At 72.6% G+C, this 14,340-nt stretch carries 13 protein-coding genes; 11 read left to right on the top strand and 2 right to left on the bottom strand.

The features are described 5' to 3' along the window. Positions 1–192: 192 nt before the first annotated feature. The 5 genes from J2S44_RS31530 to J2S44_RS31510 all read left to right on the top strand — a co-directional run bounded on the left by J2S44_RS31530 (position 193) and on the right by J2S44_RS31510 (position 3,899). The gene (locus tag J2S44_RS31530; protein ID WP_310421287.1) at positions 193–1,116 is read left to right on the top strand and encodes a threonine/serine dehydratase; all 924 of its coding nucleotides are present in this window, start codon (positions 193–195) and stop codon (positions 1,114–1,116) included. Between the two features lie 33 nt (positions 1,117–1,149). Next, positions 1,150–1,545, top strand: a complete 396-nt coding sequence (locus J2S44_RS31525) for a hypothetical protein (protein ID WP_310421285.1) — start codon at positions 1,150–1,152, stop codon at positions 1,543–1,545. 515 nt (positions 1,546–2,060) lie between these two features. Beyond that, positions 2,061–3,017 (top strand): aminoglycoside phosphotransferase family protein, encoded by a 957-nt coding sequence (locus J2S44_RS31520; RefSeq protein ID WP_310421284.1) that lies wholly within the window; start codon positions 2,061–2,063, stop codon positions 3,015–3,017. 29 nt (positions 3,018–3,046) lie between these two features. After that, entirely contained in the window at positions 3,047–3,379 is a 333-nt protein-coding gene (locus tag J2S44_RS31515) for a hypothetical protein (protein WP_310421282.1), read from the top strand. 187 nt (positions 3,380–3,566) lie between these two features. Then, complete coding sequence (locus tag J2S44_RS31510; protein ID WP_310421280.1) at positions 3,567–3,899, top strand: hypothetical protein; 333 nt, start codon at positions 3,567–3,569, stop codon at positions 3,897–3,899. An 85-nt stretch (positions 3,900–3,984) separates the two neighbouring features. On the opposite strand, the gene J2S44_RS31505 is transcribed toward J2S44_RS31510, so the two are convergent. Next, positions 3,985–4,170: a DUF397 domain-containing protein gene (locus J2S44_RS31505; protein WP_310421278.1), complete on the bottom strand. Its 186-nt coding sequence runs from the start codon at positions 4,168–4,170 to the stop codon at positions 3,985–3,987. Between the two features lie 104 nt (positions 4,171–4,274). Then, positions 4,275–5,174, bottom strand: coding sequence for a helix-turn-helix domain-containing protein (locus tag J2S44_RS31500; protein WP_310421276.1), 900 nt, complete (start codon positions 5,172–5,174; stop codon positions 4,275–4,277). A 399-nt stretch (positions 5,175–5,573) separates the two neighbouring features. On the opposite strand from J2S44_RS31500, the gene kdpF reads away from it, so the two are divergent. The 6 genes from kdpF (at position 5,574) to J2S44_RS31470 (ending at position 14,340) form a co-directional block, all read left to right on the top strand. Beyond that, positions 5,574–5,663, top strand: a complete 90-nt coding sequence (kdpF, locus tag J2S44_RS31495) for a K(+)-transporting ATPase subunit F (protein WP_310421274.1) — start codon at positions 5,574–5,576, stop codon at positions 5,661–5,663. Positions 5,664–5,676: 13 nt separating this feature from the next. Beyond that, a complete protein-coding gene (kdpA, locus tag J2S44_RS31490; protein WP_310421273.1) occupies positions 5,677–7,332 on the top strand; it encodes a potassium-transporting ATPase subunit KdpA in 1,656 nt (551 codons plus the stop codon). A gap of 619 nt (positions 7,333–7,951) precedes the next feature. After that, positions 7,952–10,144, top strand: a complete 2,193-nt coding sequence (gene kdpB / locus J2S44_RS31485; RefSeq protein WP_310421271.1) for a potassium-transporting ATPase subunit KdpB — start codon at positions 7,952–7,954, stop codon at positions 10,142–10,144. Positions 10,145–10,149: 5 nt separating this feature from the next. Continuing rightward, positions 10,150–10,998 (top strand): potassium-transporting ATPase subunit C, encoded by an 849-nt coding sequence (locus J2S44_RS31480; protein ID WP_310421269.1) that lies wholly within the window; start codon positions 10,150–10,152, stop codon positions 10,996–10,998. An 85-nt stretch (positions 10,999–11,083) separates the two neighbouring features. After that, complete coding sequence (locus J2S44_RS31475) at positions 11,084–13,663, top strand: DUF4118 domain-containing protein (protein ID WP_310421267.1); 2,580 nt, start codon at positions 11,084–11,086, stop codon at positions 13,661–13,663. Beyond that, positions 13,660–14,340: a response regulator gene (locus tag J2S44_RS31470; RefSeq protein WP_310421264.1), complete on the top strand. Its 681-nt coding sequence runs from the start codon at positions 13,660–13,662 to the stop codon at positions 14,338–14,340. Before J2S44_RS31475 ends, J2S44_RS31470 begins: the two co-directional genes overlap by 4 nt.

The raw sequence follows: 14,340 nt of genomic DNA, 5'->3' as shown, positions 1-14,340 counted from the left end.
GCGTCAGGCGTGCCCTTGCCGAATCGTGGCCCCGCGTTCACCGAATCTCACTCAGACGAACGGTCGCATGACTGTCGGTCATCGGACCGGGTGACTGACATGCTCCCCGAAACGGGCCGACAAGCGTCGATATCCGGCCAACGACCCACACCGGTACGGATCGACGGACCCCGCCGGGCATACGCTGATCCCATGATCTCGAAAGCTGATGTGGACGCGGCGGCGGCGCGGATCGGCGACCGGGTGCGGCACACCCCGGTGCTGCCGGTGGCGGACGCCGGCGCCACCGTGTTCAAACTGGAGCACCTGCAGCACACCGGCACGTTCAAGGCACGCGGCGCGTTCAACCGGATCCTGGCCGCGGCGGAGTCCGGCGAGCTGTCCGGCGCGGGCGTGGTCGCGGCGTCCGGCGGGAACGCGGGCATCGCGGTGGCGCACGCGGCCGCGCAACTGGGGGTACCGGCCGAGATCTACGTGCCGGTGATCTCCTCCCCCGCGAAGGTGCGCCGGCTGCACGAGCTCGGCGCGGTCGTGGTGCAGACCGGCAACGAGTTCGCGGAGGCGTACGACGCGGCGCAGAAGCGGGTGGCCGACACCGGCGCCACGTTCTGCCACCCCTACGACCACCCTGACATGGCCGCGGGCGCCGGCACGCTGGTGCTGGAGATGTGGGAACAGACCGGCGGCTTCGACACCGTCATGGTCGCGGTCGGCGGCGGCGGGCTGCTGGCCGGCGTCGTGGCGGCGCTCGACGGCCGGGCCCGCGCGGTCGCGGTGGAGCCGACCGGCGCCCGTTCGCTGCACGACGCGCTCGCCGCCGGCCAGCCGGTCGACGTGCCGGTCTCCGGCATCGCCGCGGACGCGCTCGGCGCCCGCCGGATCGGCCAGATCGCGTTCGAGATGGCCCGGCGCACCGGCGTGCGGTCGCTGATCGTCGAGGACGAGGACCTGATCGCGGCCCGGCAGCACCTGTGGGACCGCTACCGGATCGTGGTCGAGCACAGCGCGGCGGCCGCGCTGGCCGCGCTCACCTCCGGCGCCTACACGCCGGCCGAGGGCGAGCGGGTCGCGGTGATCCTCTGCGGTGCGAACACGGATCCGTCGAGCCTCGGCTGAGCGACGTTTGCGCGGGCACCCTAGGCTGAGGAGATGGACGGGCTCTCCGTGTTCCTGCTCTGGCTGGCCGCGCTCACCCCGCCGGTGGCGCTCGCGATCGCGGGCAACCGGCTCACCCGCCGCACGCCCGCGGAGCACGCCGTCGCCGTGTACTGGTCGGCCGGCCTCGCGCTGACCGTCCTCACCGTCCCGGCCGTGCTGGCCGCGGCCGGACCGATCGCCGCGGTCGGCGGCACCGTCCCGGCCGCGGCCGGCGAGGCGCTGTGGCTCGTGATGGTGGCCGCGGCGACCAGCGCCGGGCTCACGTTCGTGAGCACGCTGACGCTCGGCGCCGAACTGCTCTTCATGCTGCACCGCCCGCCGGCCGACCCACCGGCCGGGCCGGAGCCGGGCGGCACGATCACCCGCCGGCCGGTCAACGCGTCCTGACCCGGCAGCCCTGCCCGGCGATCCGTCCGCTCCCGGCCCGGCCACACCGCGCCGGCGCCTCCTCCCGGCCGGCACCGCCGTTCCCGCCGCGGGCACCGGAAAACGGTTCCCCCGCGGGCCGGAGAACGGCGCCGCCGCGCGGCTGGACAACGGTTCCGCCCCGCGGCCGGAGAGCGGTGCCGCCGCGCGGCCGGACGTCCTGAGCACGGCTACGCCGTCGCACGCCCGCCTCGTCGAGGACGTGGGACGGCGTGCCGTGCCGCGCGCGGCCACCGACGAACGGTGGCCGCCGCACCCCCTACAGTTCCCCGCTGTTCCGTGCGTTCACGCCGTACCGTGGCGTGATTTCTGGGGTCATTCCGCCCCGTCCGGGATTCCTTCCGTCCCCGCTCCGTCCGGGATCCCGACGCCGGCTGCCACCGTCCACTGCAGAATGTTCTCCATGCCCGGAATCCTGCCTCGCCACGCTGCGAACGACCTGAGCGTGCCTACTCAGCGGGTCTAGGCTCCCCGACGTGGTCACCGACACGTTCCGCCGCACCGTGATCGAGACCTGGGGCGACGACGGCGCCCGCTGGCTGGACACGCTTCCGGCCCGCGTCGCGACGGTCGCGGCGCGGTGGGGGCTGACCGTCGGCGCGCCCTTCCCGCCGACCGTCAACTGGGTCGCGCCGGCCGGCGCGGACGCGGTGCTCAAGCTCGGCGTGCCGTCGGCCGCGCACCTGCGCGCGGAACGGGCCGCGCTCACCCACTACCGCGGCCGGGGCGCGGTGCGGCTGCTCGCCCACGACGACGCGGAGGGCGCGCTGCTGCTGGAGCGCGCCGTGCCCGGAGGCACGCTGCGCACCCGGGCCGCACACGACGACGAGGCCGCGACCGCCGTCTTCATCGACGTCGTGCGCCGCCTGCACCACCCCACCCCACCGCCGGCCGCCCCGGCGGAGCCGGACGCCGCGCGGGAGCCGGACGCCGCGTGGGAACCGGACGCCGCGTGGGAACCGGACGCCGCGTTGGAGCCGGTCGAGCGGCACGCGGCCGACTTCGTGGCGCATCTGGCCCGGAATCCGGGGGACGCCCCGGTGGTGCGGGCGCTCGGGTTGCTGCGGGAGCTGTGCGCGTCCACCACCACCCGCGTGGTGCTGCACGGCGACCTGCACCACGACAACATTCTCGCCGCCACCCGCGAGCCCTGGCTGGCGATCGATCCGCACGGCCGCACCGGCGACCCGGCGGCCGAGGTGGGCGCGTTCCTCTACAACCCCGATCCATGGGTACGCGACGACGCGCTCGCCCGGCTCGCCCCGGCCCGGGTCGAGCAGGTCGCCGACGGGCTCGCGCTGCCGTACGATCGCGTGCTGGCCTGGGGTTTCGTGCTGTCCGTGCTGTCCTGGGTGTGGCACGTCGAGGACGGCCGGGACTATCACGGCCGCGAGCTGGACGTGGCCCGGCTGCTGGCGCCAAAGCTGCCGTGAGACCCGGCCCGAGCTGGGACAATGACGGCATGGCGGGGACCAGGCGAGCGGCGGGGACCAGGCGTGTGCCGGACGGCGGCCTGGCGGTGGCCGGGCCGTGGTGGAGCGGCCTGGCCGGCGGCCTGCTCCCTCAGGTGGTGCTGCTGGCGCTGCTCGCGCTCAACCAGCGCGGCGAGTTCGGCTCGGCGGAGATCGCGCCGTTCTTCTCGTTCCTCGCGATCGGCGCGGGCGTGCTCACCGCCTTCACCGGCGGCCTGGCCACGATCTTCACCCGTTCCCGGCGGATGGGCATCGGCATGGCGCAGGGCACCGGGCTCGGCGTGGTCCTCTTCTTCGCCGGCGCCGCGATCATTCATCCCTGACCCGTATCGTGAATCCCGCGATCGGCAATTCCCGACAATAACCGTAAGTTCATCGTCGATGCGTGCGCCGGATTGATGGGTTACTCTTTGCGACAAGACGATTCGTCGGCTAACCGAGTGCCACTTGACGATCAGTAAGCCGACGATCAGTCACCTTACAAGATCCCTGTCGGGCGGTGTTTCCACCATGGCGAAAAGGGCACGAACAAACGATCACATCGACCAGGCGAACCTCGAGGCCAGCACGGACGTCTCGATTCGCGACCTGCTCGCCGTCCGGGTGTCCGTCACCGGCACCGGGCACCAGGCCACCCGGCCGATCGGCCGGTTCATCACGATGGTCACGGCGCTGCTGCCGACCACGATGTGCCTGATCGTCTGCGTGGTCGCGGGCGTGGACGGCACGCTGACGCTGCTGTGCTGCGCCGGCGCCGGCGCACTGACCGCGGGCGGCCTCTGGGTCGCCGCACACCGGCGCCCGCACCACGAGCGGAGCCCGGTCCCGCACCGGGACCGCTAGCCGGCCGCACTCGGCGGGCGGCGACCGTCGGCCGCCGCCCGACAGCCGACCACCGGCCGCCGGCGCTCGTCACCCGGCGATCGGGTCAGCGTGCCACGAAGCGGAGGAACGCGCCCCAGCACGCATGGCCGAAGGACAGCGCCGGACCGCCCGGATTCTTCGAGTCGCGGACCAGGACCCGGGTGTCATTCGCCGCGCACTCGACGCAATTACCCTGTGCGCTCCGCGTGCTTTTTCGCCATGTGCCATCGGTCCGAACTCGAATGGACATGAGCCCTCCCGCATAACGCCGGAATCGTCGCCCCCGACGGCCGGAGCATACGCCCGGAACATGGCGTTCCTCCAGGCCACGAACCACAACAATTCATTGCGTAATCACTCGAGTACGGAGTGCGACTCCAATCGATTCAGTGCCGCCTCGATTACCACCGGGAGCATTTCCCGGGACGTGGCCCGCTTCTCCAGCGCGCGGAACCGGTCGGCGTAGCGGACGATCGACTCGACGTCCTCCCGGATGATCAGCTCGTCCTGCGGTGACTCGACGTAGACCAGGCCGTCGTCCAGCTCGTCGTCGAATTCGAGGATCACGAACGGCGAGCGGAGCGCGCCGTAGAGACCCGCGCCGAACGGCAGGACCCGGATCGAGACGTGCGGCCGTGCGGCCATCTCGCGCAGGTGCTCCAGCTGCGCGGCCATCACACCGTCCGCCCCCGACTCGGCGCCGACCTTCCGGCACAGCACCGATTCGTCGAGGACGAAGAACGCGTCCGGCGAATCGTCACGGGTCAGCAGTTCCGCACGCTCCATGCGCGCCCGCACCCGCCGCTCGACAACCTCGGCGGAAAGCTCCTCGTCGGGCAGGAAACGCAGAGTGGAATAGGCGTACTCCGGCGTCTGCAACAGACCGGGAACGAGTTGCGGCTCGAAGTTCCGAATGGCACCGGCGCTTTCCTCGTGTTCGAGGAGTTCCATCATTCCCGAGGACAGGACGTCCCGGTACCGCACCCCGATCTCGGAGCCCGCGCGCGCCGCGACCGACAACTCGTTCAACGTGTCGATCCGCGCCGGATCCGTGACACCGTAGTGCTTCAGCAGCGCCTGCAGGTCGGTGAACGAGACGCTGACCTTTCCGGCCTCGATGCGCATCAGTTTCGCGCTGGACCAGCGCAGGGCGTCCGCGACCTCGCGCTGGGTCATGTCGCGGGCGACGCGGAGACGGCGGAGCGCGGTTCTGAGGCGGCGGCGACTGACGGCGGCGCTCTGGTTCCGGGGCATCATTTTCCCCTTTCGGCTGAGTGACGAATCCCCCACCGGCCGCTTCCGCCACGCGCGTCACGACGCGACTGGAGTCAGGGCCGGGTCACGCAACAAACGAGCACATGACGAATTGTCACATCACGATGCGTGACACCGCTACCTCGCCCACGCCCGGGAATCCGACAAAAGGGTCGGCCGTGAAAAACGCGTCAAGAAACCGCGGCGACCCGTATGCAACGCGTCAGGTTTCCCCGATCCGGCCGCGACCAGGCGTTCCATTGCCCAGGCGACCGGCGCACCCGCCGGTCGGACGCACCTGAGACGAAGGAGTCGCACGATGCTTGACGTGGCATTCGTGCTGGGAACGGCGGCGCTGTTCGCGACGCTCACCCTGCTGCTGCGGGCGGTGACCCGGCTGTGACCGCGGTCAACCTGATCGGCCTGGTCCTCGCCGTCGGCCTGACCGGCTACCTGCTCGTCGCGCTGCTGTTCCCCGAGAAGTTCTGAGAGAGCCGCTGACATGAACACCACAGTCGCGGGCGTGATCTTCCTGGTCTCGCTCGTCGCCGCGATCGCCGCGGTCCACCGGCCGTTCGGCGACTACCTGTTCCGCGTGGTCTCCGGGCGCGGGCACTCCCGGGTGGAGCGCGGCATCTACCGGCTCATCGGGGTCGACCCGGAGGCGGAGCAGAGCTGGGCCGTCTACGGCCGCAGCGTGCTGGCGTTCTCCGCCGTCTCGGTCCTGTTCCTCTACGGGCTGCTGCGCCTGCAGCACCACCTGCCGCTGAGCCTGGGCATGCCGCCGGTCACCGACCACGTCGCCTGGAACACCGCGGTCAGTTTCGTGACGAACACCAACTGGCAGGCGTACGCCGGTGAGTCCGCACTGGGCCACCTGGTCCAGATGGCCGGGCTGGCCGTGCAGAACTTCGTCTCCGCGGCCGTCGGCATCGCGGTCGCGGTCGCGGTCGTCCGCGGCTTCGCCCGGTCCCGGACCGACCAGCTCGGCAACTTCTGGATCGACCTGACCCGGGTCACGCTCCGCGTCCTGCTGCCGGTCTCGGTGCTCGGCGCGCTCGTACTGATGCTCGGCGGCGTCGTGCAGAACCTCAGCACCGGCACCGACGCGACCACGCTCGCCGGCGCGACGCAGTCGATCACCGGCGGCCCGGTCGCGTCGCAGGAGGCCATCAAGCTGCTGGGCACCAACGGCGGCGGCTTCTACAACGCGAACAGCGCGCACCCGTTCTCCAACCCGGCGACCTGGACGAACTGGGTCCAGCTCTTCCTGATCCTGCTGATCCCGTTCAGCATGCCGCGCGTGTTCGGCCGGATGGTCGGCCAGAAGCGGCAGGGGTACGCGATCCTCTCCGTGATGGCGCTGCTCGCGCTGGCCGGCATCGTGCTGGCCACGGTCTTCGAGATGCGGGCCGGCGGCACCGTGCCGACCGCGGCGGGCGCGGCCATGGAGGGCAAGGACGTCCGGTTCGGCGTCTTCGGCTCGGCGGTCTTCGCCGCGATCACCACGCTCACCTCGACCGGCGCGGTCAACTCGTTCCACGACTCGTACACCGCGCTCGGCGGCATGCTGCCGATGATCAACATGATGCTCGGCGAGGTCGCGCCCGGCGGCACCGGCTCCGGCCTCTACGGCATGCTGGTGCTCGCGACGATCACCGTGTTCGTGGCCGGGCTCATGGTCGGCCGCACCCCGGAGTACCTCGGCAAGAAGATCGGCGCGCGGGAGATCAAGTTTGCCTCGCTGTACTTCCTGATCACGCCGGTCCTGGTGCTGACCGGGACTGCGCTCGCGTTCGCCACCGGCAACGCGTCCACCGCGCTGAACGTGGGCCCGCACGCCCTGTCCGAGGTGCTCTACGCGTTCACCTCCGCGTCCAACAACAACGGTTCCGCGTTCGCCGGCATCACGGTCAACACACTGTGGTGGGACGTCGCGACCGGCCTGGCGATGCTGCTCGGCCGCTTCCTGCCGATCATCTTCGTGCTCGGGCTGGCCGGGTCGCTCGCCCGGCAGACCCCGGTGCCCGACTCCGAGGGCACGCTCCCCACCCACCGGCCGCTGTTCGTCGGCATGGTCGCCGGCGTGACGGTCGTGCTGGTCGCGCTCACCTTCCTGCCCGCGCTCGCGCTCGGCCCGCTCGCGGAAGGCCTCTGATGCGCACGCCAGTCCCGTACCCGCGCACCGGACCCGCACACGAACGGCCCGCGACCCGCACACCCACCCCGAACGCGGGCCGGCCCACCGGCACGGCCCCGTCCGCGGCGCGCGTCCCCGCCCGCACGGCAGCACCCCTGCACACCGCGGCACCGGCCACCACGGCCACCCACACCGTGCCACCGGCCACCACGGCCGCTCACGGCGCGGCACCGGCCACGACGGCCACTCGTGGCGTAACCACGGCCACGGCAGCCGTTCGCGGCGCGAACACAGCCCTTCGGACTGCGACGGCGGCAACAGCCACTCCCGGCGTGGTTCCGGCCGGGGCGGCCGGCCGCGCCACGAACAAGGCCGCGACAGCTGTCCGGCCGAAAGCGGTGGCCGGGCACGCCACGAACGAGGCCACAACAGCTGTGCGGCCGGAAGCGGCCGCGACAACCGCTACCGGCGTGGTTGCGGCCGCGGTGGCCGGGTGTGCCGCGGGCGCGGTGGTGGCAGCGGTTCGCACCGAGGTACCGGCCGCGGTGGCCGGGTGTGCCGGGGTGTCGGGCGCGGTGGGCTCGTACCGCGATGCGGATCTTGATCTTCGTCTCTCCCAGAAGGCCTGTGAACGATCATGACCATCAGTACTCTCGACGCGCCGGAGACGCCGGCGCCGCGGCAGGACCGGCCGGCGCGGGCGGTCGGCGGCGGGTTGCTCGACCCGGCGCAGCTGATCCGTTCGCTGCCGGACGCGATGGCGAAGCTCGACCCGCGCGTCATGTGGCGGAATCCGGTCATGCTGATCGTCGAGATCGGCGCCGTGTTCACCACGGTGCTCTCGGTCGCCGAGCCGTCCGGGTTCGCCGTCGCGATCACGGTCTGGCTCTGGCTCACCGTGATCTTCGCGAACCTGGCCGAGGCGGTCGCCGAGGGCCGCGGCAAGGCGCAGGCGGCCACGCTGCGCGCCGCCAAGAAGGACACCGTCGCGACCCGGCTCACCGGCTGGGAACCCGGTGCCCGGCCGGGCGGCTGGACCGCGGAGGACGTGGCCGCCGGCCAGCTCGGGCAGGGCGACGTCGTCGAGGTCACGGCCGGGCAGATCATCCCGGGCGACGGCGACGTGGTCGAGGGCATCGCCAGCGTGGACGAGTCCGCGATCACCGGTGAGTCCGCGCCGGTGATCCGCGAGTCCGGCGGCGACCGCAGCGCGGTCACCGGCGGCACCCGGGTGCTCTCCGACCGGATCGTCGTGCGGATCACGCAGAAGCCGGGCGAGAGCTTCATCGACCGGATGATCTCGCTGGTCGAGGGCTCGAACCGGCAGAAGACACCGAACGAGGTGGCGCTCAACATCCTGCTCGCCGCGCTCACCGTGATCTTCCTGCTCGCGGTGGTCACGCTGCAGCCGCTGGCGATCTTCGCGAAGGGATACCAGGCGGCGGCGCCGGACACGCTCGCGCTGGACGGTGACGGCATCACCGGCATCGTGCTGGTCTCGCTGCTGGTCTGCCTGATCCCGACCACGATCGGCGCGCTGCTCTCCGCGATCGGCATCGCCGGCATGGACCGGCTGGTGCAGCGCAACGTGCTGGCGATGAGCGGCCGCGCGGTCGAGGCGGCCGGTGACGTCAGCACGCTGCTGCTGGACAAGACCGGCACGATCACGTTGGGCAACCGGCAGGCGGCCGAGTTCCTGCCCGCGCCCGGCGTCGGCGACGTGGAGCTGGCGGACGCGGCGCAGCTCTCCAGCCTCGCGGACGGCACGCCGGAGGGCCGCTCGGTCGTGGTGCTCGCCAAGGACTTCGGGTTCCGCGAGCGTGCGGTGGAGCGGGCCACGTTCGTCGAGTTCACCGCACAGACCCGGATGAGCGGCGTCGACCTTCCCGCCGAGGAGACCGGCCCGGCCGAGAAGACCGGCACCGCCGGTGGCGTGCGGCGGATCCGCAAGGGCGCGGCCGGTGCCGTGCTGTCCTGGGTTCGGGAGAACGGCGGCACGCCCGCGCCCGCGATCGCGGACCTGGTCGAGCGGGTCAGCGCGTCCGGCGGCACGCCGCTGGTGGTCGCCGTGCACACCGACGGCGCGCCGGCCCGGGCGCTCGGCGTGATCCACCTGAAGGACGTGGTCAAGCCCGGCATGCGGGAGCGTTTCGCCGAGATGCGGCGGATGGGCATCCGGACCGTCATGATCACCGGCGACAACCCGGTGACCGCGAAGGCGATCGCGGCCGAGGCGGGCGTGGACGACGTGCTCGCGGAGGCGACGCCGGAGGACAAGCTCGCGCTGATCCGGAAGGAGCAGGAGGGCGGCCGGCTGGTCGCGATGACCGGCGACGGCACCAACGACGCGCCCGCGCTCGCCCAGGCCGACGTCGGCGTGGCGATGAACACCGGCACGTCGGCCGCGAAGGAGGCCGGCAACATGGTCGACCTCGACTCCGACCCGACCAAGCTGATCGAGATCGTGGAGATCGGCAAACAGTTGCTGATCACCCGCGGCGCGCTGACCACGTTCTCCGTCGCGAACGACGTCGCCAAGTACTTCGCGATCATCCCGGCCATGTTCGCCGGCGTCCACCCGAGCCTGGACGCGCTCAACGTCATGCGCCTGGCCAGTCCGACCACCGCGATCCTGGCCGCGGTCGTCTTCAACGCGCTGGTCATCGTCGCGCTGATCCCGCTCGCGCTGCGCGGCGTCCGCTACCGCCCGAGCAGCGCCGCCGCCCTGCTGAGCCGCAACCTCTGGATCTACGGCCTGGGCGGCGTCGTCGCGCCGTTCCTCGGCATCAAGCTCATCGACCTGTTCCTCTCGCTCATCCCGGGGCTCTGATTCGCATGCGGCTTCCTTCCTGGATCTCCCAGCACCTCGCGGCGCTCCGCGCGCTGCTCGTCCTCACCGTCGCGCTCGGACTCGCGTACCCCCTGGTCATGGTGGGTGTCGGTCTGGTGCCCGGGCTCAGCGGCAAGGCCGGGGGCTCGCTCGTCACCCGCGACGGCACCGTAATCGGCAGCGCGCTGATCGGCCAGCACTTCACCGACGCGGACGGCAACCCGATCCGCCGGTACTTCCAGTCCCGTCCCTCGGCCGGCGGCGCGGGCTACGACCCGCTGGCCACCGGCGCGTCCAACCTCGGCCCGGAGAGCGTGGTGGACGGCCCGGACTCGCCCGGCCTGCTGACCCAGGTCTGCGCGCGCAGTCTGGCGGTCGGCACGCTGGAGGGCGTGGACGGCCGGCGTCCCTACTGCACTCCGGACGGTGTCGGCGCGGTGCTGAGCGTCTTCCGCGCGGACGGTCTGACCGGCGCCGTCACCCGCGCGGTCAGCGTCAACCAGGCCTGCCCGGCCACCCCCTTCACGACCACCTTCGAGGGTACGGCCGTGGAGTGCGCGAACCCGGGCGAGGACTACTCCGGCGGCGTGGTCACGCCGGTCCGCGGCGACTCCCCGGACCGGTCGCCGGTGCCGGCCGACGCGGTCACGGCGTCCGCCAGCGGCCTGGACCCGCACATCAGCGTGGCCTATGCCGAGCTGCAGGCGCCGCGGGTGGCCCGGGAGCGCGGCCTCGCCGAGACCGACGTGACCGCGCTGGTCCGCGCGCACACCACCGGCCGCGCGCTCGGCTTCCTCGGTGAGCCCGCGGTCGACGTGCTGGCACTCAACCTGGCGCTGGACGCGCGCGCCTGACCCGGTCCAGGCGTCCCGCATGCTGCTAGAACGACATGGGGGACGCCTGGATCACGGCGAGCGGGCGCGGGAGAGGATCAGGGGCGTGGCACGCGGACAACTACGGATCTACCTGGGGGCGGCCCCGGGCGTGGGCAAGACCTACGCCATGCTCGAGGAGGCGGCTCGCCGGGCCGCGCGCGGCACCGACGTGGTGATCGGCTTCGTCGAGACGCACGGCCGGCCGATGACCGCGGCGATGATCGGCGACCTGGAGGTGGTGCCGCGCCGGGCCGTGACCTACCGCGGCGCCGAGTTCACCGAGATGGACACCGACGCGGTGCTGGCCCGCCGGCCCGAGGTGGCGCTGGTCGACGAGCTGGCCCACACGAACGTGCCCGGTGGACAACACGAGAAGCGCTGGCAGGACGTCCAGGAGCTGCTGGACGCCGGCATCGACGTGCTCTCCACCGTGAACGTGCAGCACCTCGAGTCGCTCAACGACGTGGTCGAGGAGATCACCGGCGTACCGCAGCGGGAGACCGTGCCGGACGAGATCGTGCGCGCGGCCGAGCAGGTGGAGCTGGCCGACCTGACGCCGGAGGCGTTGCGCCGCCGGATGGCGCACGGCAACGTCTACCGGCCGGAGAGGATCGACGCGGCGCTCGGCAACTACTTCCGGCTGGGCAACCTGACCGCGCTGCGCGAGCTGGCGCTGCTCTGGCTCGCGGACAAGGTGGACGACCAGCTCGGCCGGTACCGCGCGGAGCACGAGATCGCCGACACCTGGGAGACGCGGGAGCGGGTGCTGGTCGCGCTGACCGGCGGCCCGGAGGGCGAGACGCTGATCCGCCGCGCCGCCCGGATCGCGGACCGTACCAAGGGCGCGGAGCTGCTGGCCGTGCACGTGTCCCGCAACGACGGGCTGGCCGGCGTCGACCCGGCGCTGCTCGCCCGGCAGCGCGTCCTGGTGGAGAGCGTCGGCGGCACGTACCACCAGGTGGTCGGCGGTGACGTCCCGGCCGCGCTGCTCACGTTCGCGCGCGGCGTCAACGCCACCCAGCTGGTGCTCGGCGCCAGCCGGCGCGGCCGGCTGGCGCAGCTGCTCTCCCCCGGCGTCGGCGTCACCACCACGGCCCGTTCCGGCAGCATCGACGTGCACCTGGTCACCCACGAACGGGCCGGGACCGGGCGGCGGCGGTCGTTCGACGGCAGCACCGCGCTGTCCCGGGGGCGGCGGATCGCCGGGTTCGTGCTCGCGCTGGCCGGCATGCCGCTGCTCACGCTGCTGGTCCACGTGCTGCCCGGCGAGCTGTCGCTGACCCTGGACATCCTGCTCTTCCTGGCCGCGTCGGTCGGCGTGGCGCTGGTCGGCGGCCTCTGGCCCGCGCTGCTCGCGGCCGTCGGCGGCTCGCTGCTGCTGAACTGGTTCTTCACGTCGCCGACCGGCCGGTTCACCATCGCGGAGCCGGACAACCTGCTCGCCCTGGTCATCTTCGTGCTGGTCGCCGCGTCGGTGAGCGCGGTCGTGGACCTGGCCGCGCGGCGCACCCGGGAGGCGGCCCGGGCCGCCGCGGAGGCGACCACGCTCGCGGCGGTCGCGGGCAGCGTGCTCGGTGGCGCCCGGCCGCTGCCCGCGCTGCTCGAACGGCTCCGCGAGACGTTCGGCTTCACCTCGGTCACGCTGCTGGAACGCGACCCCGACGCGGGCACCCGGCCGGACGTGCACCGCGACCCGCTGGCCTGGAAGGTGGTCGCCGGTGTCGGCGGGCCGCCGTGCGCCGCGCCCGGCGAGGCCGAGGTGGATGTGCCGATCGACGACGCGCTCAGCCTGGCGCTGCGCGGCGCGCCGCTGGCCGCGGACGACCGGCGGATCGTGGAGGCGTTCGCCGCGCAGGCCGCGGTCGCGCTGCGCCAGGAGCGGCTCAAGGCCGAGGCGGCCACGGTCAAGCCGCTGGCGGCCGCGGACCGGATGCGCACCGCGCTGCTGGCCGCGGTCAGCCACGACCTGCGCACGCCGCTGGCCTCCGCGAAGGCCGCCGTCACCAGCCTGCGCAGCGCGTCCGGCGCGGACGCGGAGATCGCGTTCGACGACGAGGACCGCGACGAGCTGCTGGCCACCGCGGACGAGTCGCTCGACCAGCTCGGCCGGTTGGTGGCGAACCTGCTGGACATGAGCCGGCTGCAGGCGGGCGTGCTCGGGCTGTCGCTGATCGACATCGGGCTGGAGGACGCGGTGCCGCGCGCGCTCGACGAGATCGGGCCGGCCGCGCACGCGGTGCGGGTCAACATCCCGCCGGACCTGCCCGAGGTCACCGCGGACCCCGGCCTGCTCGAACGGGTGCTGGTCAACCTGGTGGCGAACGCGCTGCGGCACAGCCCGCCGGACGCGCCGCCGATGCTGTCGGCCAGCACGCACGGCGGCGAGGTGGAACTGCGCGTGATCGACACCGGGCCGGGCATCCCGGAGGAGGACTGGGACACCGTGTTCCTGCCGTTCCAGCGGCTCGGCGACCGGGACAACCACACCGGCGTGGGGCTCGGGCTGGCGCTCTCCCGCGGCCTGGCCGAGGCGATGGGCGGCACGCTGACCCCGTCGGCCACGCCCGGGGGCGGCCTGACCATGGTGCTGGCGCTCCCGGCCGTACCCCCGCAGCAGTTCGATCTCGATCTGGAGGACGAATGACCCGCATCCTCGTCGTCGACGACGAGCCCCAGATCCTCCGCGCGCTGAGGATCAACCTCAAGGCGCGCGGGTACGCCGTGGAGGTCGCGCCGGACGGCGGCTCGGCGCTGCGCGCGGTCGCGCAGCACCACCCCGACCTGATCGTGCTCGACCTGGGTCTGCCGGACATGGACGGCGTCGAGGTGATCCGCGGCGTGCGCGGCTGGACCGCGGTCCCGGTGATCGTGCTGTCCGGGCGCGCGAGCAGCGAGGAGAAGGTGGCCGCGCTGGACGCGGGCGCGGACGACTACATCACCAAGCCGTTCGGCGTGGAGGAGCTGCTCGCCCGGATCCGTGCCGTGACCCGGCGGATCAACACCACCGGCGAGACCGCGCCGGTGGCCCGGATCGGGCGGTGGACCGTCGACCTCGCGGACCGCACGGTACGCGGGGACGACGGTGAACAGCTGCGCCTGACGCCGACCCAGTGGCACATTCTGGAAATCATGCTGCGCAATCCGGGGAAGCTGATCAGCCAGCGGCAACTGCTGCAGGAGGTGTGGGGCCCGCAATTCCGGACGGAGACCAACTACCTGCGCCAGTATCTGGCGCAACTGCGCCGCAAGCTGGAGGACGACCCCGCCCGCCCCCGGCATCTGATCACCGAGCCGGGGATGGGCTATCGGTTCCGCCCTTGA

Source organism: Catenuloplanes niger, from assembly GCF_031458255.1.
GTDB classification, from domain to species: Bacteria; Actinomycetota; Actinomycetes; order Mycobacteriales; family Micromonosporaceae; genus Catenuloplanes; species Catenuloplanes niger.
Note: the sequence above shows the minus strand (reverse complement) of the source record. Positions and strands in the feature narration are given on the sequence as shown.